Here is a 19,354-nt window from a genome sequence, read left to right as displayed (position 1 = left end):
CGGCGGAATTCGCCGCAGCCGGGGGTGAAAAGTCAGTGGCGCGGGTTGCGTGGGAACAATCGCCCGGCGGCGGCGTTGTTGAGGCGACACAGCAACGCAACCGGGAGACAGCCTATGACCTGCAACACGACCCACACCCGCACGCGCGGCCTGAAAACCGCCGCCATGATCCTGCTGACCGGCACGCTGTTGGGCGGCGCGCTGACCGCCTGCAACACCTTCGAGGGCGCCGGGCAGGACGTCCAGGCCGGGGGCCGCGCCATCGAGCGGTCCGCCGACAATGTGCAGAAGAAGCTTTAACCCTTCAGCCGCTTGATGGTGTTGGTGGTGCTTTGGCCTTCGACCAGGTCGGCCAGCACCACCGCGCCGCCATAGCTTTGGACGAACGCCGCCCCGACCACCGTGGCGATGGTGTAATCGGCCCCCTTGACCAGCACATCCGGGCGGATGGCGTGGATCAGTGTTTCCGGCGTGTCCTCGCCAAAAATCACCACCAGATCGACGCAGCCGAGCGAGGCCAGCACGGTGGCGCGCGCCGTCTCGTTCTGCACCGGGCGGCTTTCACCCTTCAAACGCTTGACCGACTCGTCGCTGTTCAGCCCGACCACCAGAATGTCGCAGGCGGCGCGAGCCTGCTTCAGCAATGAGATGTGGCCGGGGTGCAGCAGGTCAAAGCAGCCGTTGGTGAAGCCGACGCGCTTGCCGCGCAGCCGCCAGCGTTCGGCCCGTTCCGCCGCCTCGTCCCGTGCGGCGACTTTTTCCTCGCCATGGCGCCATTCCTGCTCGTGCAGGGCGGCCAGAAGCTCGTGCGTGCGGACGACGGCGGTGCCGACCTTGCCGACGACCAGACCGGCGGCGAGGTTGGCCAGACGCGCCGCGTCGGTCAAACCAACGCCGACCGACAAGGCGGCGGTCAAGGTCGCCACCACGGTGTCCCCGGCGCCCGACACGTCGAACACCTCGCGCGCTTCGGCGGGCAGATGGGTCACGCTGTCCGCCGTCACCACCGACATGCCCTGTTCGCTGCGGGTGGCGACGACCGCGCCGACGCCGCAGGTTTCAATCAAGCGGCGGGCGGCGATCACCACCTCCTCGTCGCTGTGGGCGGGCAGGCCGGTGGCCTCCATCAATTCCTTGCGGTTGGGCGTGAGGATGTCGGCCCCGCGATAACGGCGGTAGTCGCGGCCCTTGGGATCGACCACCACCGTCTTGCCCGCCGCCCGCGCGGCGGCGATGACGTCGGCCACCAGACCGTCGGTCAGCACGCCCTTGCCGTAATCGGACAGGATGACGCCGCCGACGTCGGGCAGGGCCTGTTTCACCCGATCCAGAACCTGGGCGGCCACCGTGATCGGCGCGACGGTTTCGATGTCGGCGCGCAGCAACTGCTGCTGCCCGGCGATGAAGCGGGTTTTCACCGTGGTCTGGCGCCCGGCCTCGACGGTGACGGCGTCGCCGTCGCTGATTCCTTCGCGCGCCAGCAGGGCCAGCAGATCGCCGCCCGCCGCGTCTTGGCCGACCACCGACAGGAAGCGGCAGGCGGCGTCCAGCGCCACCAGATTGGCGGCGACGTTGCCCGCCCCGCCCAGCTTCGGCACGTCGCGGGTGATCCGCAGCACCGGAATCGGCGCTTCGGGCGACACCCGATCCACCGAGCCATAGACGAAACGGTCGAGCATCACGTCGCCAAGGCACAGCACGTTGGCGCGGGACAGGGTGTCGATGTGACGGGCAAGATCGCTCATGGGGTCTCTCTTACCAACCCGCGCGGAAGGGCGCCAGCGAACAAAGGCGGCGGGCGCGGGGGGCGGCTCATTGAAAGGCGGGAACCTCGCGTTTCAGATCGCCGGTTCCCCGGGCGAAGGTCAGGGTGAGAAGACCGGCGACCTCGTCGGATGAAGGGCCGTCTGTGGCGACCGGATCCAGGGTCAGGCCGCTGGCGTCCAGCCGCCGCCCGAAATCGCCGACCCGGTCGCCGGGCAGGGCGAAGCGGATCACCGCCATGACGTCGGAAAACAGGCTGTGATCGACGATCCACCCGCCCGCGCCGCCCAGCGCGTCGGCTGCCGCCGTCAGCGCGGCGTTGCGGTCCATCGTCACCACGACATCGAATCTCAGGATCGGTCGCATCGGTTCATGACCTCGTCGTCAGGACATAAGGCGGGAGCGGCGGCGGGATGGTAGCATGGGCCGCGTCCACTCCGCCGCGTCGTCCACAATGGTCCCCCATGCGTTTTCCCTCCGTCGCGAACAGCCTGTCGGCCAAGCTTCTGGCGCTCACGATTCTGTTCGTGCTGCTGGCCGAGGTGCTGATCTACACGCCCTCCATCGCGCGTTTTCGCATGACCTATCTGGAAGAGCGGCTGGCCGCCGCCCACATCGCCGCGCTGTCGGTGGAGGCCGCCCCGGACTTTATGGTGACGAAGGCGTTGCAGGCCAAGCTGCTGGCTTACGCGGGCGCCCACGTCATCGACCTGATCCAGCCCGACGCGCGCGTCTACATGCTGTCGCGTCCGATGCCGCCGGAGGTGGACGAGACGTTCGACCTGCGCGGCGGCGGCAATTGGTCGCTGATTGTCGACGCTTTTTGCGCGCTGGTGGAGCGGCGTGACCGGGTGATCCGGGTGATCGACCGTTCGCCCAAGGACAAAGCTCAACAAGTCGAAATCACCATGGACGAGCGCCCGATGATCGACGCGATGCTGGCCTTTTCGCGCAGCATCCTGGAGGTGTCGGTCGCCATTTCGCTGATCGCGGCGGGGTTGCTGTTCGTCACGCTGAACGCCCTGCTGGTTCGCCCGATGCGGCGGCTGACCGAAAGCATGGTCGCCTTCCGCCGCGACCCCGACGGCGCGCCAGCGGTGGAGCCGGAGCGGCGGCGCGACGAAATCGGCGTGGCCGGGAACGAATTGGCGGCGATGCAGGGCGCCGTCCGCACGGCGCTGCGCCAGCGCGAACGCTTGGCGGCATTGGGCACCGCCGTGGCCAAGATCAACCATGATCTGCGCGGGATTTTGTCCACCGCCTCCCTGCTGTCCGAACGTTTGAGCGAGAGCAGCGACCCGGAGGCGCGGCGGGTGACGCCCCGGCTGATGGCGTCGCTGGACCGCGCGGTGGAGTTGTGCGGGCAAACCCTGTCCTTCACCCGCGACGGCGCCCTGCCGTTGCGCGTGGCCCCCTTCGATTTGCGGGCGTTGACCGAGGAGGTGGGCGCGCAGGTGCTCGCCACGGTGCGGCCCGACGGCGCCCGCGTTGAAGCCGTCTGGAGCAACGCTGTGCCGGAGGGGCTGACCATCCGGGGCGACGCCGGGCAATTGTCGCGCGCCCTGGTCAATCTGGGCCGCAACGCGGTGCAGGCGGGGGCCGAGCGGGTGCGCGTCGCCGCCGAACGGCGCGGCGACCGGCTGATCCTGACCGTCGCCGACAACGGCCCCGGCCTGCCGCCGCGCGCGCGGGATCATCTGTTCCAACCCTTCGCCGGGTCGGCGCGGGCGGGCGGCGTCGGTTTGGGGCTGGCCATCGCGCGCGAGGTGGCGCGCGCCCATGGCGGCGACCTGCGGCTGTTCGCCAGCACCGGGGAGGGCAGCGTCTTCGCCATCGACCTGCCGTTGGCCCCGCCGCCGGGGGGAGCCAGACTTGCGCCTGCTGCAACGCAAAAGTCGTTTGTGTCGCATTGAGTTTGTGGGCATTCTTCCGCAAAATTGGTTCAGATCGAAAGCGTTCGCCGATCTCCTCCGACCGAGGTGCGCGGAAAACGCGTCACGCAACGGCCCTCGGGCCGCTCATTTGGAAGGAAGCAGGGACGTGAAGGCTATCGGTGGTTGGGTGTCGCCCGTGATCGCGGGCATCATGGCGTTTGTCGGGCTTCTGGCCTCCTCGCGCGCTTCGGATGACGCGTTCGCCGTCGGCGGCATTCTGATTTTCCTGGGCTGCGTGGCCTACATCTTCTCCGCCATCAGCCGTCACTACGACCGTTTGGACGCCGCTCACTGACGGTTGGCCGCAACCACGGCCTTTGGCCGTGGGCGGTTGAAAATCGGCGCATCGGGCCGCCGCCCCGGCGGCCCGACCCCAAAAGGGGGGGCCGCCATGTCATGGGATCGCTCGTCTTTCAACGCGTTGGACGCGATGCGCCGCCGTCCGGTGTTCGATTTGGTCTCGGCGCTTCCGGTCGCCACTCCGACCGCGATCATTGATTTGGGCTGTGGCGGTGGGCATCTGTCCCGTCTGCTGGCGGCGCATTGGCCGCAGGCCGACGTTCTGGGGGTGGACAATTCCCCCGGCATGCTGCGCTGGGCGCAGAGCGTTCCATCGCGGGTCCGTTACCTGGACGCCGACTTGACCGACTGGCGCCCGCATTGGCCGGTGGAGTTGCTGATCTCCGACAGCGGGTTGCAGCGGGTCGAGAATCACGAACGGATCTTCCCGGAGTTTCTGCAATGTCTGGCCCCCGGCGGCGTGCTGGCGGTGGCCCTGCCGCGCCCGCAAGAGCAGGCGGCCCACCGTCTGCTGCTCGACACCGCCGCCGACGGCCCGTGGGCGGAGCGTCTGACCGACGCCCTGAAGCCAATGGCGCAGCATGGCGCGCAGGATTACTACGACTGGCTCAGCCCGTTGGCGGTGTCGGTTGATTTGTGGGAAACCGAGTATCACCACGTCCTGAGCGGCGACACGCCGATCCTGCAATGGTTGCGTGCGGCGGCGCTGACGCCGGTGATGGATCGCCTGGACGGGCCGGATCTCGATCAATTCCTCGCCGCCTATCGCGGGCGGTTGGAGGCGGCCTATCCAGAACATCCCTATGGCAACACGCTGGTGCCGACCCGGCATCTGTTCATCGTGGCGCGTGTGGCCGGATGATCGCCGCCGGGCGCCCGGCGGACTCGCTCAAACCCCGTCGATGCAGCCCAACAACGGCGCCCAATCGCTGCGGTGTTCGGCGGCGCGCTTGCCCGGCATGTCGAACAGGCTGAGGCCGGTCGCCGCCGCGTCGGCGTAAATCTGGCTGTCGCGCAGACGCGCCACCACCTGATGGCCGATGCCGCCGAGAAACTGGTCGAGCCGGTCGGCGGCCTTGGTGCGGGCGCGCACCCGGTTGCCGACCACCGCCACCGCCTTCTTGTGCTTGGCGATGGATTTCAACTCGTCCAGCTTGCCGAGGAAGCGTTGCGTGGCCTGCTCGTCAAAGGCGCCGGGCAGGACGGGCAGAACGACGAGGTCGGCCATCTTGACCAGATCCTCGATCTGCTTGGTTTTCAGCGCGGCGGGGGCGTCGATCACCAGACGGCGGTAGCCGCGCGGAATGTCGGTGATGTCCTTCGCCCAATCGACGCCGACCACGCGCGGCGCCGTGTCCGGGCGCCGCTCCAGCCAGCCGAGCGAAGAGTGCTGGCGGTCCACGTCGGCCAGCACGGTGGACAGGCCCGCGACCGCTGACGCGGCGGCGAGGTGGGTGGCAAGGGTGGTCTTGCCGCAACCACCCTTGATGTTGGCGACGAGGATCGTGAGCATCGCGGGAGCCTACACCACCGGATCGGGCTTCGACCAGAAGCGCTTGGCGTCGAGGAACTCATGCCACAGGGCGACCAGCGGCGCTTCGGTGTCGGACACCCCGCGCGCGTGCCAGCCGATGACGATGCCCGCCGCGCGCGGCTCGCCGGGCAGGGAATGGCTGCCGTCCTCGTGCAACTCATGCAGCAGCCGCGTCGCGGTCGCCACGTCGTTCAGATGGCCCAGCGCGTCCTGCATGGCGGCCAGATCTTGCAGATAACGGCGCACCGGCTTGTCGTCATACAGGCTGCGGAAGAACTCCGCCGCGTAGCGCAGCTTTTTCAAGGCGATGCGCAGTTGGTGGCGCTGGGCGACCGGCAGATGGGCGAAGCCCTGTCCGGCGCGCTTGGACTTGCGGTTGAGCTTTTCCAGAAGATGATCGGCCAGCCCGACCACCGGCTCGAACAGGCGCACCGATTCCTCGCTGACCGGCTGGTCACGCCAGCCGCGCTTTTCCACCCAAGCGCCCAGGCCGAGCAGGAAAGCGGTGTAGCGGGGGGAGCCGACGGCCTCGCGCGCCGTCACATAGGCGCGCAACCGCCGGGCCTCGGCGGCGGCGGCCAACGCGTCGATGTCCTCGACCACCGCGTGGCCGTGGCCGTCGGCGCGGTGGAAGGCGTCGCGCACCGGGGCCAGCAGTTCGGTGGCGAACACGTCCCAATCGCGCGCCGGGCCAAGGCTGCCCGCCAGCCATTTGATTTCGCCGACCAACCAGAGATATTGCGGAGTCGGCACAAAGGGCCGGAACAGCGCGATGGCCGAGCGCAGGCGGCGCAGCGCCACCCGCATCTGATGCACGCCTTCGGGATCGTCGCCGGTCAGCGTCACCGCCTCGTTCGCCGCCAGATGGGTGACGCAGGCGCGAACGATGCGGGCCACCGCCCCTTCGACCGTGATGTCGGGATCCAGCGTCAGCTTTTCCGCCTTGGCCGACAGGTCGCTTTCGCCCGCCGCCAGCGCGTAGCCGCGCGCCGCCTTGGTCCGCACCTCCAGCCGCAGCGGCGCGAGCGCCGCCAACTCCAGCCCCAGATCGAACAGGGCCGCCGGGGAGCCGCTTTTCAGCTCCAGCTCAATCTCGCACACCGGGGTGGCGCGGCCATCGGGCAGGCGCACCTCGCCCTGGTCGAAGGCGATTTCGATCAGCGAGGCGGTCGCCCCGCCGCCGAGTCGAACCTCGACCGTGACGCGCTCAATGTACGAGGTGAAGACCGGCTCCAGCTCCGAGTCGCTGAGCGGGCCAAGCAGAGCCAGCGCCTCGGAATCGGCGATCAGGGTCAGGTCGGGTTGGGCGGAGGGAAGCGCGCATTCCCATTCGCCGCGCGCCAGCCCGTCGGCCTCCGGCGCGGATTTGACGGTTTGCACGAAACCGTCGCCGGTCTTGCGGACCCGCAAGGTGGCCAGCCGCTCCGCCAACCGCCGGTCTGGCGTGTCGTAATAGGTGCTTTCGAGCGTTCGGACCGATTCCGGCCCAACCGCCCGCCCGGTGATGGCGGGGGCGGCGCGCAGGATCGCCAGATCCTCCGGCCGCGCGGCGAGCTTGAGTTCCGTCTCGCGGTTGATGTCCGCTTCAGCCATGGCTTGCGCCTCGAACCCCCGATCAGCGACCGTATACGGCCTATGATGCCGTGTTTGCACAGGCTCTGAACAGGGTCAAGTTACGGAAATAATACAATAACCATGGTTGTAAAAACCACAAGTGGCGCAGCTTGGATCTTTGCGGCTAGGCCGATGGTCGGGGGGTGTCTGAATCCGCTTGGCGGGGGGCGGGACGAAGTGTCCCGTTGCCAGTCGGCGCGCGGGCGGGCATATATCGCCGCGCGGCCCTCCCCGCTGGACGGGACGGCTTTTGGCAACGAGCAAGACTGGCGGAAGGAAGCCTCTCATGGCTGAAAGCACTTTTGATGTCGTCGTCGTTGGCGGCGGTCCCGGCGGGTATGTCTGCGCGATCCGCGCGGCCCAACTTGGGTTCAAGGTCGCCTGCGTGGAAAAGCGGTCCGCGTTGGGCGGCACCTGCCTGAACGTCGGCTGCATCCCCTCCAAGGCGCTGCTGGCGGCGTCGGAGAAGTTCGAGGAAGCGGCCCACGGGTTGGCCAAGTTCGGCATCAAGATCGGCGGCGTCGAACTCGACCTGCCCGGCATGCTGGCGCACAAGGACAAGGTCGTTAAGGACAACACCGGCGGCATCGAATTCCTGTTCAAGAAGAACAAGGTGACGTGGCTGAAGGGCGCCGGGACCATCACGTCCGGCACGACGGTCGAGGTTGAGGGCGTCGGCGCGATCACCGCGTCGAAGGCCATCGTCATCGCCACCGGCTCGGAAGTCACCCCGCTGCCCGGCATCGCCATCGACGAGAAGAAAATCGTCTCCTCCACCGGCGCCCTGGAGCTGCCGGAGGTGCCCAAGCGTCTGGTCGTCATCGGCGGCGGTGTGATCGGGTTGGAACTGGGTTCGGTCTGGGGCCGTCTGGGCGCGAAGGTCACGGTCATCGAGTATCTCGACCGCATCCTGCCGACGATGGACGGCGAGCTTTCCAAGCAGTCGCAGCGCATCTTCGCCAAGCAGGGCATGACCTTCAAGCTGGGGGCCAAGGTCACGGGCGCGACGGTCAGCGACGCGGGCGTGTCGTTGACGGTCGAACCGGCGGCGGGCGGCGCGGCGGAAACGGTCGAGGCCGACGTGGTGCTGGTCGCCATCGGTCGCCGTGCCTTCACCCAGGGTCTGGGTCTGGACAAAATCGGCGTCGAGCTGGACAACCGGGGCCGCGTCAAGATCGGCAAGCATTTTGAAACCAACGTGCCGGGCATCTACGCCATCGGCGACGTGGTGGAAGGCCCGATGCTGGCCCACAAGGCCGAAGAGGAAGGCGTCGCGCTGGCCGAGCAGTTGGCCGGGCAGAAGAGCCACGTCAACCACGACCTCGTCCCCGGCGTCGTCTACACCTGGCCGGAGATCGCCTCCGTCGGCAAGACGGAAGAGGAGCTGAAGGCGGCGGGAATCGCCTACCGCACCGGCAAATTCCCCTTCACCGCCAACGGCCGCGCCCGCGCGGGCGGCAACACCGACGGCTTCGTGAAGATCCTGGCCGACGCCACGACCGACAAGGTGCTGGGCGTCCATCTGCTGGGTCCGAACGCGTCGGAATTGATCGGCGAGCTGGTGCTGGCCATGGAGTTCAGCGCGTCGTCCGAAGACATCGCCCGCACTTGCCACGCCCACCCGACCCTGTCGGAAGCGGTGAAGGAAGCCGCGCTGGCGGTGGACGGTCGGCCGCTGCACATCTGATCGGGCATCCGGTCAGAGGGCTGAGGTGAACAACGCCCGCTCTTCCTTGCCGATATGGCGGGGAGGGCGGGCGTTTTGTTTTTTGACACCGATGAACACAGATAAACACAGATTTAAAAGATGAACGTCGAATATTTTCTGTGATTCGATAGGTGTTGTTTTGATGATCTTTAAAATCAAAGTATTAGGTCACGGCCTATTTCTAATATCTGAAAACAAGCGCAGCATTCCAGTTCATCTTAAAAATCTGTGTCCATCTGTGTTCATCGGTGTCAAATCCCCACCCAAACACTCCAAAACGACAACGGGCAGGCGAGTGGTTTCCCACCGCGCCCGCCCGGCATTATCCGAGGATCAACCGATCCGTCGGCAAACCGATCAATACGTGTAGAACAGCTTCTGGATCGCCTTGCTGTCGGTGGTCTTGGTCAGGGCGAGCATCAGCAGGATGCGGGCCTTTTGGGCGTTCAGCGTGTCGCTGACCACGAAATCCAGCTCGTCGTCGTTGGCTTCGCCGTTGCGGGCGACGATGCCGTTGCCGACGCGCGACGAGCGGACGATCAGGACGCCCGCCTTGCGGGCCTCGACCAGACCGGGCTTCATCGCGTTGGACAGGCTGCCGTCGCCGACGCCGGCGTGGATGATGCCCTTGGCCCCGGCCTTCACGAAGGCGTCGAGCGCGACGCGGTTGTTGTTGGCGTAGCCATAGACGATGTCAACCTGCGGCAGGCTGTCGAGCTTGCTGACGTCGAACTCCGTCTCGGCGGTGTGCTTGCGGATGACCTGGCGGTAGAAATGCGCCTTGTTGTCCTGCATGTAGCCGAGGAAGCCCAGTTCCGGCGTGCGGAAGGTGTCGGCGGTCGAGGTGTTGGTCTTGGTCACGTCGCGACCGGCGTTGATCTGGTCGTTCAGCGAAACCAGAACGCCCTTGCCGACGGCGTCCTTGCTGCCCGCCAGAGTCACGGCGTTGTAGAGGTTGACCGGGCCGTCGGCGCTGATGGCGGTGGACGGGCGCATGGCGCCGACGATGACCACCGGCTTCGCGCTCTTGACCGTCAGGTTGAGGAAATAGGCGGTTTCCTCGATGGTGTCGGTGCCGTGGGTGATGACGATGCCGTCCACGTCCGATTGCGCCAACAGCTCGTTGACCCGCTTGGCCAGCTTCAGCCAATGGTCGTTGGTCATGTTCTCGCTGGCGATCTGGAAGACCTGCTCGCCCTTGACGTTGGCGACCTTCTTCAGCTCCGGCACCGCTTCGATCAACCGCTCGACGCCGACCTTGGCGGCGGTGTAGCCGATGGTCGTCGTGCTGGTGGCGCCCGTCCCGGCGATGGTGCCGCCGGTGGCCAGGATGGTGACGTTGGGCAGCTTGTCCTGGGCGAAGGCGACGGCGCTGGTCAGCAAGGCGGTGCAGACGGCGAGCGCGCTGGCGAATTTGGTCATCGTCACGTGGTGTTCTCCAAGCCCTGCGGCGCGGGTTGGCGGCGCCGCTCGTTATTGTTGGCGAGGGGAACAGTCCGTTTTTCGGGTGAATGGCGATGGGCGCGTTGGTGAATGGCGCGTCAATGGCGCGTGCGCTGAACGGGGATCAGCGTTGCGGAAAACGCCGCTTAACCCATAGGTGCGCCTACCCCTTGCGCGCCCGTGGATGGGCCGAACGGTAGACGTTCATCAACTGCTCGTTCTCCAGATCCGTGTAACGCGCGGTCGTGGAGAGCGAGGCGTGGCCCAACAAATCCTGGATCGACCGCAGATCGCCGCCGTCGGCCAGCAGATGGGTGGCGAAGCTGTGGCGCAGCGCGTGTGGGGTGGCGCTGTCGGGCAGGCCCATCAGGCCGCGCAGCTTTTGCATCTGGTGCTGGGCGATGCTGGCGTGCAGCCGTCCGCCGCGCGCGCCGACGAAGAGCGGGCCGTCCGGGGCCAGCGTGAAGGGGCAGACGTCGAGATAGGCGCGGATCGCCTCGCTGACCGCCGGAAGCACCGGGATCATCCGTTCCTTGCGACCCTTGCCGGTGACGCGCAGCGTGTCGGTCAGCGGCGCGTCCTTGCGGGCCAACCCCAGCGCCTCGGAAATGCGCAGGCCGCAACCATAGAGCAGGGTGTAGAGGGCGCGGTCGCGCTTGCCGATCCAATGGTCGTCGCGGTCCAACTCGCTTTCGTTCAGGAAGCGGTCGGCGTCGATCTCGGTCAACGGGCGGGGCAGGGGGCGCTTGACCTTCGGGGTGGACAGGCTGGCGATGGCCGGGTTGTGCAGCCGCCCGCTGCGGTCCAGCCAACGGAACAGATTGCGCAGCGAGGCCAGCTTGCGCGCCCGGCTGGCCCCGATCAGCCCATCCATCGACAGGCGCGACAGCCACGCCCGGAAATCCCCGGCCTTCAAATCGCTCAGATCGTTCAGCGACGGCGGTTGACCGCCGCGATAATCGGTGAGGAAGGTCAGGAATTCGCCCAAATCGGCGCTGTAGGCGGCGCGGGTGTGCGGCGACAGCGTGCGCTCGCTCTCCATCCAACGCAACCAGTGGACCAGCGCGTCCTGAACGTCCGCTTGCGCGGAGAAGCCGAGAGTCGGGGCAGGCGATTCGGACGCCGCGCCATTGCGAGCGGTCACGCGGGCAGCTCCAGCCAACCCCGGATGACGCGCTCGATCACGCGGGCGAGGAAGCCGACCAACTCGGTGCCTTGAGCGCCATGGAAGGTGTCCGGCTCGTGGCTGCCGAAGGCGAGCAGGCCGTCCGGCGTTTCGCTCGACACCTGGATGCGGATCAGCGCCTCCGACCGCACCAGGGCGGCGGCGTGGCCGTACAGTTCGGGATCGCCGATGATGTCGGCGTTCAGCACGACGTCGGCTCGGCCCAGAAGATCGTCGATGGTCCCCGGCTCCACCACGCGCACGCCCGACGTCTGGACATGCGGGATGTCAGAGCCGTTCGATTCGACGACCAGACAGGCGATGTCGAGGTCGAGCAGCACGGCCAGATCGCTGGTGATGGTCTGGATCAACTGCTCAAAGCTCTGGGCGTCGAGCAGATAGAGGACGGCGGCGTGGATGCGGTTCTGGCTGTTCAAATTGGCGCGGCTGGTGCCGACCAATTCGTGGTGCTGCTCTTTCAGCCGCCGCATCTCGCCGCGCAGCCGCTCCACCATGAACATCTGAAAATCCACCACCCCGCGCCCGTGATCGGCGGACGGCGGGGTCAGGTGGAGGACCAGATCGGCGTTCTGGACCAGGAAATCCGGGTGGTTCCGCAGATAGGCGCGCACGTCTTCGGAGGAGACGGGGTGCGTCGGTCGTTGGGTGTGTCCCGGTTCCCGGCCCATGGGCGTCGTTCCGTCGCCGTGGATCTTAGAGGATCGACTGGCCGGTCTTCTTCCAATCCTCGACGAACTGGGCGAGGCCCTTGTCGGTCAGCGGATGGTTGAAAAGCTGCTTGAGCACCGAGGCCGGGGCCGTCACCACATGGGCGCCGAGACGAGCGGCCTTGACGATGTGGATCGGGTTGCGGATCGAGGCGACCAGCACCTCGGTCTTGAAATGATCGTAGTTGTTATAGATCTCACAGATGTCGGTGATGATGCCCATGCCGTCCTGGCCGACGTCGTCCAGACGCCCGACGAAGGGCGACACGAAGCTCGCGCCCGCCTTGGCGGCCAAAATCGCCTGAGCCGGGGAGAAGCACAGCGTCACGTTGACCATCGTCCCCTGCGACGACATGATCTTGCAGACCTTCAGACCGGCGGGGGTCAGCGGCACCTTCACCGCGACGCGGTGGGAGATCTTGGCGATCTTCTCCGCTTCCTTCAACATGGTCTCGAAATCGGTCGAGGCCACCTCGGCGCTCACCGGGCCGTTGACCACCTCGCAAATTTCCGCCACGAGGTCGAGAAACTGGCGGCCGCTCTTGGCGATCAGGGAGGGGTTGGTGGTAACACCGTCGAGCAGACCGGAATCGGCCAGATCGCGGATTTCGGCAATGTCGGCGGTGTCGACGAAGAACTTCATGACGAAGGGTCCATGCTTGCAGAAGATGACCGGGTCGGCCTCATCGGCGGCGCGCCGATGATCCGTCCCGCCCGGCGCCCGGGATATGGCCTCACTCTAGCCCATGCGTGAGGCTTCCGCCAGTTCCCGCCCGCCCGAATCCGGGGATCCCCAAGGGGATCTTCTGGGGGCGGAGACGCGCGTCGCCGTGCTGCTGCCGCTGCCGTTGCGCGAGGCCTACGACTACCGCGTGCCCGATGGGATGACGCTCAACCATGGCGATTTTGTCGAGGTGCCGTTGGGGCCGCGCCGGGTGATCGGCGTCGTCTGGGGGTCGGGGGCCGGGGTGGTGGAGGCGCGGCGCCTGAAGCCGGTGGTCCGCCGGTTCGACGTGCCGCCGATGACCGCCGTGGCCCGCCGCTTCGTCGAATGGGTCGCCGCCTACACCATGACTCTGCCGGGCTTCGTGCTGCGGATGGCGGTCAGCGTCCCGGCGGCGCTGGAACCGCCTAAACCGATCCTGGCCTATCTCAAACGGCCCGACGCGCTGGCCCCGCCCGGCTTCAAGATGACCGACGCGCGCCGCCGCGTGCTGGCGCTGTTGGAGGATGGACCGCCGCGCATGCCGGGCGAACTGGCCGAAGAGGCCGGGTGCGGCGCCACCGTGGTGCGCGGCTTGGCCGAGGCCGGGTTGCTGGAGCCGCTGCTGTTGCCGCCCGCGCCGCCCTTGGGCCGTCCCGACTGGGCGCGGCCCGGCCCGGCGTTGTCGGCCCATCAAGAGGCGGCGGCGGATGATCTGCGGGGTCGGGTTCAGGCGGGCGGCTATTCCAGCGTGCTGCTGGACGGCGTCACCGGATCGGGCAAGACGGAGGTCTATTACGAGGCGATCGCCGCCGCGCTGAAGCAGGGCAAGCAGGCCTTGATCCTGCTGCCGGAAATCGCCCTGTCGGCGCAGTGGCTTGACCGCTTCGCCCGGCGTTTCGGCGCCGCGCCCGCCGAATGGCATTCGGAGCTGACCGGCTCGCAGCGCCGCGACACCTGGCGGGCGGTCGCCAAGGGCGAGGTTCCGGTGGTGGTCGGGGCGCGGTCGGCGCTGTTCCTGCCCTATCCCGATCTGGGCGTGATCATCGTCGATGAGGAGCATGATTCCGCCTACAAGCAGGAGGAGGGGGCGATCTACCACGCCCGCGACATGGCGGTGGCGCGGGCGCATCTGGGCGGGCTGCCCATCGTGCTGGTGTCGGCCACCCCGTCGTTGGAAACCAAGGTCAACGCCGACAGCGGGCGCTACGCCCGGATCGAGCTGCCCTCCCGCCATGGCGGCGCGCAGTTGCCGGAGGTCGCCTTGGTCGATCTGCGGCGCGACCGCCCGCCCGCCCGCCATTGGCTGGCCCCCAGCCTGCGCAAGGCGTTGACCGAAACGCTGGCGGGTGGCGAGCAGGCGATGCTGTTCCTGAACCGGCGCGGCTACGCCCCATTGACCCTGTGCCGGGCCTGCGGCCACCGCATGCAATGCCCGAACTGCACGGCGTGGCTGGTCGAACACCGGCTGGCCCGCAAGCTTCAATGCCATCATTGCGGCCTGCAACAGCCCTTGCCGCCCGCCTGCCCGGAATGCGGCGAGGAAGGGACGATGGCCGCCTGCGGCCCCGGCGTCGAGCGCATCGCCGAGGAGGTGGCGGCGCTGTTTCCCGACGCCCGCGCCGCCATCATGGCGTCGGACACCCTGTCCGGCCCGCGCGCCATTCAGGAGATGGTCCGCAAGATCACCGATCACGAACTCGACATCATCATCGGCACCCAGGTGATGGCCAAGGGCCACCATTTCCCCATGCTGACGCTGGTTGGGGTGGTGGACGCCGATTTGGGCCTGAACGGCGGCGATTTGCGCGCGGCGGAGCGGACCTATCAACTGCTCCACCAAGTGGCGGGGCGTGCCGGGCGCGGCGAGCGGCCCGGCACGGTGATGCTGCAAACCTTCATGCCGGAACATCCGGTGATGCAGGCGCTGGCCGCCGGAGACCGCGACGGCTTCTATCAGTTGGAGGCGGAGATGCGGCAGGACGCTGGGATGCCGCCCTTTGGCCGGTTGGCGGCGCTGATCGTGTCGGGCGAGGATCCGACCCTGGTGGACCGGGTGGCGATGGCGCTGGGCCGCGCCGCGCCGCGCAGCGAGACGGTTCATGTGTTGGGACCGGCCCCGGCTCCGCTGGCGCTGTTGCGTGGGCGGCACCGCCGCCGCCTGTTGCTGAAGGCCCCGCGCGCGACTCAGGTGCAGCCCTTGATCGCGGAATGGTTGGGACGGGTTGAAATACCGCCCGCCATCCGTGTGCAGATCGACGTGGATCCTTACAGTTTCCTGTAGGGATGAAACAAAAGGTCGGATGGCCCTGCGGCGAATTGTCCGCTCCGCGCAAGCATGGCACCCGTGACGATTGATCCGTTGCGCGATGTCCCCGCATGGTATTACCACATTTTGGCCTTACCAGCCTCGCCGCTTCATTTGAGTTGTCTGATGGACAGTTTCGCCCGCCGGTTTCATCGCCAAACGCTGCTGACGGTTTTGCCCGTCCTGCTGCTGTTGCTGGTCATCGCGCTGGCGGCGGGCGCCCCGGCGCGCACCCGTGGCACGGACGCGGAGGCAACGGCGATGATGGACCGGGCCGAAGAGTTCCTGCGGCGCGATGGCGTGGACGCGGCGGTGGGGGCCTTCGCCAGCCGCGACGGCCAATTCATCGACCGCGACCTGTACCCGATGCTGTTGGACCATGACGGGGTGATGCTGGCCCATGGCTGGACCCCGGCGCTGAACGGGACGAATCTGGTCGATCTGCGCGACGTCGAGGGCAAGCCCTTCATGCGCGAGGCGTTGGAGACGGTGGACAAGCAGGGCGCCGCCGACGTCACCTATCAATGGCTCGACCCGTTGTCGGGGCAGATCGCCCGCAAGACCCTGCACGCCCGGCGGCTGGCGTTGAACGGCGCGTCCTACACGCTGGCGGTCGGCGTTTATCGCTGAAACAGGGGCGGAGCGGCGCGACTCGCGGTCGATCCCGACGGGTTCGTAGGCGCGCTGGGTTTGGCCGGGTTCATGGCCGGGGCGCAGGCGGCGCGTCCGTGATGGTGCGACGCAATGAAGCAAGGCCCGTCGGCCACAGTCGCGGCGGCGCCTCCATCAGTCTCCCGGCAAAGACCGCAGGATCGGGAATGGCGGCAAAGCGCAGTTTTGCGTCGGCGTTCTCGGGGATCCGGTATGACCACTCCCCCCGGATTTGCCCTGATTGGACCAATGATTCCGCAGTTGCTCAAAACGCCGCAGTCAAATTGTCCAGACCCGGTTGCGTGGTGGCGGAACCTGTGATATTGGACCGCTCGCTTTCGCGGCTGGGGTGTTTGTGCCTCGGGTTGACACCCTCTAGGGCCGCTGAATTCACCGTCTACCGAACTCAATTCGAGGGATCAGGTGGCATCCGAAGGAACAGGCGTTTCCGAACTCGCCGCGCGTTACTCCACCGCGCTGTTCGAGCTTGCGGACGAAAATCAAGCGTTGGACACGGTCGCGAGCGATCTGTCCACGCTGAAGCAGATCCTGGCCGAGAGCGCTGACCTGCGTCGCCTCGTCCGCAGCCCGGTCATCAGCCGCGCCGATCAGGCGCGGGCGATGGGCGCCGTGCTGGACAGCGTCGGCTTGTCCGATCTGACCAAGCGCTTCATCGGGCTGGTGGCGGCGAACCGTCGCCTCTTCTCGATCGATGGCATGATCGAAGGCTATCTGGCCAAGCTGGCGAAGCGCCGTGGCGAAGTGACCGCTCAGGTCACTTCGGCTCAGCCGTTGAGCGACGCTCAGCGCCAGGCCGTGATCGACGCGCTCAAGGCGTCCATCGGGTCCAAGGTGTTGGTCAACACCGCCGTCGATCCTGAGTTGATCGGGGGCATGATCGTTAAGTTCGGCTCGCGCATGGTCGATACCTCGGTGCGCACGAAGCTGAACAAATTGCAACTCGCCATGAAGGCCTCAGGGGGATCAGTCTGATGGATATCCGCGCCGCAGAAATCTCTGCGATCCTCAAGCAGCAGATCGCGAATTTCGGAACCGAGGCGGATGTCGCCGAAGTTGGTCAGGTTCTCTCGGTGGGTGACGGCGTCGCCCGCGTTCACGGCCTGGACAACGTCCGCGCCGGTGAAATGGTCGAGTTCCCCGGTGGCCTTCAGGGCATGGCGCTGAACCTCGAAACCGACAATGTCGGCATCGTGATTTTCGGCGACGACCGTGGCATCAAGGAAGGCGACACCGTCAAGCGCACCGGCACCATCGTCGAAGTTCCGGTGGGCCGTGGCCTGCTGGGCCGCGTGGTTGACGGCTTGGGCAACCCGATCGACGGCAAGGGTCCGCTGGTCGACGTCGAGCGCAAGCGCGTGGAAGTCAAGGCGCCGGGCATCATCCCGCGCAAGTCGGTGCATGAGCCGATGCAGACCGGCCTGAAGGCCGTGGACAGCTTGGTTCCGATTGGGCGCGGTCAGCGCGAGCTGATCATTGGCGACCGTCAGACCGGCAAGACCGCCATCGCCATCGACACCTTCCTGAACCAGAAGCCGATCAACCAGGGCGATGACGAGAGCAAGAAGCTCTATTGCATCTACGTCGCCATCGGTCAGAAGCGTTCGACCGTCGCCCAGATCGTCAAGACCCTGGAAGACGCCGGCGCGCTGGAATACTCCATCGTCGTCGCCGCCACGGCGTCGGAAGCGGCTCCGCTCCAGTTCCTCGCGCCCTACACCGGCTGCACGATGGGCGAGTATTTCCGCGACAACGGCATGCACGCCCTGATCGTGTACGATGATCTGTCCAAGCAGGCCGTCGCCTACCGTCAGATGTCGCTGCTGCTCCGTCGTCCGCCCGGCCGCGAAGCCTACCCCGGCGACGTGTTCTACATCCACTCGCGCCTGCTGGAGCGCGCCGCCAAGATGGGCGACGCGCATGGCAACGGCTCGCTGACCGCTCTGCCGGTCATTGAGACCCAGGCGGGCGACGTGTCGGCCTACATCCCGACCAACGTGATTTCGATCACCGACGGTCAGATCTTCCTGGAAACCGGCCTGTTCTATCGCGGCATCCGCCCCGCCATCAACGTCGGTCTGTCGGTGAGCCGCGTCGGCTCCGCCGCCCAGATCAAGGCGATGAAGCAGGTCGCGGGCACCATCAAGATGGAACTCGCCCAGTACCGTGAAATGGCCGCCTTCGCGCAGTTCGCGTCGGACCTCGACGCCTCGACCCAGCGCCTGCTGGCTCGCGGCGCCCGTCTGACCGAGCTGCTGAAGCAGGGCCAGTTCCAGCCGCTGCCCGTCGAAGAGCAGGTCGTGTCGATCTTCTCCGGCGTGAAGGGCTATCTGGACGCGATCCGCGTCGAGGACGTGAACCGCTTCGAGGCCAAGTTCCTCAGCGAGATCCGCGCCAAGGGCGCGGACATCCTGGCGGCGGTCCGCACGGACAAGCAGATCACGTCGGCGACCGAAGAGAAGCTGAAGGCGTTCCTCGACGGCTTCTCCAAGGTCTTCGCCTGACCGACCGCGTGGGGGCGGGAAACCGCCCCCTACCGTCACACAAGACGGGCACGGAACGACCTCGAGCGGAATGAAGGGCCGGCATGCCTAACCTCAAGGACCTAAAGAACCGGATCGCGAGCGTCCAATCGACGCGCAAGATCACCTCGGCCATGAAGATGGTCGCGGCCTCCAAGCTGCGCCGCGCGCAGGAGCAGGCGCAAGCCAGCGGTCCCTACGCCGAGCGTATGGGCCGGATGCTCGCCTCTCTGGCGGCCAACGTGCAGGGCAGCGGCAACGGGCCGAAGCTGATGACCGGGACCGGCGCCGACAAGGTGCATCTGCTGGTCATCGTCAGCTCGGATCGTGGTCTGTGCGGCGCCTTCAACGGCTCCATCGTCCGTGAGGCCAAGCGCCAGATCATCCGTCTGCAAAGCGAAGGCAAGACCGTCAAGCTGTTGACCGTCGGCCGCAAGGCCCGCGATCAACTGCGCCGCGAATACGCGTCGCTGATCGTCCAGAGCTATGAGGATGTGGGCCGTCGTCGCCTGTCCTTCGCCGACGCCGACATGGTGACGCAGAAGGTTCTGGCGATGTTCGACGGCGTCGAGTTCGACGTTTGCTCGATCATCTTCAACAAGTTCAAGTCGGCGATCTCGCAGATCGTCACCGTCCAGCAGCTCATCCCCTTCGCGGTCTCGGACACGGGCGCCGCCGCTCCGGTGGACGAGGTGAAGGCGGTGTACGAGTTCGAGCCGGACGAAGAGCAGATCCTCGCCGAACTGCTGCCGCGCAACCTGTCGGTCCAGGTCTATCGCGCTCTCCTGGAGAGCGCCGCGTCCGAACAGGGCGCGCGGATGACCGCGATGGACAACGCGACGCGCAACGCCGGCGACATGATCAACAAGCTGACGATCACCTACAACCGGACGCGCCAAGCCTACATCACCAAGGAGCTGATCGAGATCATCTCCGGTGCCGAGGCTCTCTAAGGCGGCATC

General features: G+C 66.8%; 18 protein-coding genes. 10 read left to right on the top strand and 8 right to left on the bottom strand.

Annotated features, from left to right (window positions below):
* The first annotated feature begins 114 nt into the window (after window positions 1–114).
* Window positions 115–300, top strand: a complete 186-nt coding sequence (locus D3877_RS08985) for an entericidin A/B family lipoprotein (RefSeq protein ID WP_119830276.1) — start codon at window positions 115–117, stop codon at window positions 298–300.
* Here the strand turns inward: D3877_RS08985 and rfaE1 are convergent.
* Together rfaE1 and D3877_RS08975 are read right to left on the bottom strand one after the other, a co-directional pair.
* Window positions 297–1,745 carry a D-glycero-beta-D-manno-heptose-7-phosphate kinase gene (gene rfaE1 / locus D3877_RS08980; protein ID WP_119830275.1) on the bottom strand — a complete coding sequence of 483 codons (1,449 nt, stop codon included), beginning with the start codon at window positions 1,743–1,745 and terminating at the stop codon, window positions 297–299. The genes D3877_RS08985 and rfaE1 overlap by 4 nt on opposite strands.
* A gap of 67 nt (window positions 1,746–1,812) precedes the next feature.
* Entirely contained in the window at window positions 1,813–2,130 is a 318-nt protein-coding gene (locus D3877_RS08975) for a hypothetical protein (RefSeq protein WP_119830274.1), read from the bottom strand.
* A gap of 98 nt (window positions 2,131–2,228) precedes the next feature.
* Here D3877_RS08975 and D3877_RS08970 point away from each other — a divergent pair, with 98 nt between their 5' ends.
* The 3 genes from D3877_RS08970 to D3877_RS08960 all read left to right on the top strand — a co-directional run bounded on the left by D3877_RS08970 (window position 2,229) and on the right by D3877_RS08960 (window position 4,860).
* The gene (locus tag D3877_RS08970; protein ID WP_119830273.1) at window positions 2,229–3,677 is read left to right on the top strand and encodes a sensor histidine kinase; all 1,449 of its coding nucleotides are present in this window, start codon (window positions 2,229–2,231) and stop codon (window positions 3,675–3,677) included.
* A 127-nt stretch (window positions 3,678–3,804) separates the two neighbouring features.
* Entirely contained in the window at window positions 3,805–3,993 is a 189-nt protein-coding gene (locus tag D3877_RS08965; protein ID WP_119830272.1) for a hypothetical protein, read from the top strand.
* 96 nt (window positions 3,994–4,089) lie between these two features.
* Window positions 4,090–4,860 carry a methyltransferase domain-containing protein gene (locus D3877_RS08960; RefSeq protein WP_119830271.1) on the top strand — a complete coding sequence of 257 codons (771 nt, stop codon included), beginning with the start codon at window positions 4,090–4,092 and terminating at the stop codon, window positions 4,858–4,860.
* Window positions 4,861–4,887: 27 nt separating this feature from the next.
* Here the strand turns inward: D3877_RS08960 and D3877_RS08955 are convergent, their stop codons facing one another.
* A complete protein-coding gene (locus D3877_RS08955; protein WP_119830270.1) occupies window positions 4,888–5,511 on the bottom strand; it encodes a ParA family protein in 624 nt (207 codons plus the stop codon).
* 9 nt (window positions 5,512–5,520) lie between these two features.
* Window positions 5,521–7,125 (bottom strand): CYTH and CHAD domain-containing protein, encoded by a 1,605-nt coding sequence (locus tag D3877_RS08950; protein ID WP_119830269.1) that lies wholly within the window; start codon window positions 7,123–7,125, stop codon window positions 5,521–5,523.
* A 307-nt stretch (window positions 7,126–7,432) separates the two neighbouring features.
* Between D3877_RS08950 and lpdA the strand changes: the two genes are divergently transcribed.
* Window positions 7,433–8,833, top strand: a complete 1,401-nt coding sequence (lpdA, locus tag D3877_RS08945; RefSeq protein WP_119830268.1) for a dihydrolipoyl dehydrogenase — start codon at window positions 7,433–7,435, stop codon at window positions 8,831–8,833.
* Window positions 8,834–9,211: 378 nt separating this feature from the next.
* Here lpdA and D3877_RS08940 read toward each other — a convergent pair whose 3' ends face one another.
* From D3877_RS08940 to fsa, 4 genes are all read right to left on the bottom strand, one after another.
* A complete protein-coding gene (locus D3877_RS08940) occupies window positions 9,212–10,276 on the bottom strand; it encodes a type II asparaginase (RefSeq protein WP_119830267.1) in 1,065 nt (354 codons plus the stop codon).
* Window positions 10,277–10,460: 184 nt separating this feature from the next.
* Window positions 10,461–11,441: a tyrosine recombinase XerC gene (locus tag D3877_RS08935; protein ID WP_119830266.1), complete on the bottom strand. Its 981-nt coding sequence runs from the start codon at window positions 11,439–11,441 to the stop codon at window positions 10,461–10,463.
* A complete protein-coding gene (locus tag D3877_RS08930; RefSeq protein WP_119830265.1) occupies window positions 11,438–12,151 on the bottom strand; it encodes a DUF484 family protein in 714 nt (237 codons plus the stop codon). Before D3877_RS08930 ends, D3877_RS08935 begins: the two co-directional genes overlap by 4 nt.
* 25 nt (window positions 12,152–12,176) lie before the next feature.
* Complete coding sequence (fsa, locus tag D3877_RS08925; protein ID WP_119830264.1) at window positions 12,177–12,833, bottom strand: fructose-6-phosphate aldolase; 657 nt, start codon at window positions 12,831–12,833, stop codon at window positions 12,177–12,179.
* Between the two features lie 103 nt (window positions 12,834–12,936).
* On the opposite strand from fsa, the gene D3877_RS08920 reads away from it, so the two are divergent.
* The 5 genes from D3877_RS08920 (at window position 12,937) to D3877_RS08900 (ending at window position 19,345) form a co-directional block, all read left to right on the top strand.
* A complete protein-coding gene (locus tag D3877_RS08920) occupies window positions 12,937–15,177 on the top strand; it encodes a primosomal protein N' (protein ID WP_238474792.1) in 2,241 nt (746 codons plus the stop codon).
* Between the two features lie 150 nt (window positions 15,178–15,327).
* Complete coding sequence (locus tag D3877_RS08915; RefSeq protein ID WP_119830883.1) at window positions 15,328–15,831, top strand: cache domain-containing protein; 504 nt, start codon at window positions 15,328–15,330, stop codon at window positions 15,829–15,831.
* Between the two features lie 444 nt (window positions 15,832–16,275).
* Window positions 16,276–16,845, top strand: coding sequence for a F0F1 ATP synthase subunit delta (locus tag D3877_RS08910; RefSeq protein ID WP_119830263.1), 570 nt, complete (start codon window positions 16,276–16,278; stop codon window positions 16,843–16,845).
* Window positions 16,845–18,374 (top strand): F0F1 ATP synthase subunit alpha, encoded by a 1,530-nt coding sequence (gene atpA, locus D3877_RS08905; protein WP_119830262.1) that lies wholly within the window; start codon window positions 16,845–16,847, stop codon window positions 18,372–18,374. Before D3877_RS08910 ends, atpA begins: the two co-directional genes overlap by 1 nt.
* 83 nt (window positions 18,375–18,457) lie before the next feature.
* Complete coding sequence (locus D3877_RS08900) at window positions 18,458–19,345, top strand: F0F1 ATP synthase subunit gamma (protein ID WP_119830261.1); 888 nt, start codon at window positions 18,458–18,460, stop codon at window positions 19,343–19,345.
* Window positions 19,346–19,354: the final 9 nt, after the last annotated feature.

Origin of the sequence: Azospirillum cavernae (genome assembly GCF_003590795.1) — a bacterium.
Taxonomy (GTDB): Bacteria; Pseudomonadota; Alphaproteobacteria; order Azospirillales; family Azospirillaceae; genus Azospirillum; species Azospirillum cavernae.
The sequence above is the reverse complement of the archived record's forward strand: the minus strand, read 5'-3'. Positions and strand labels throughout refer to the sequence as shown.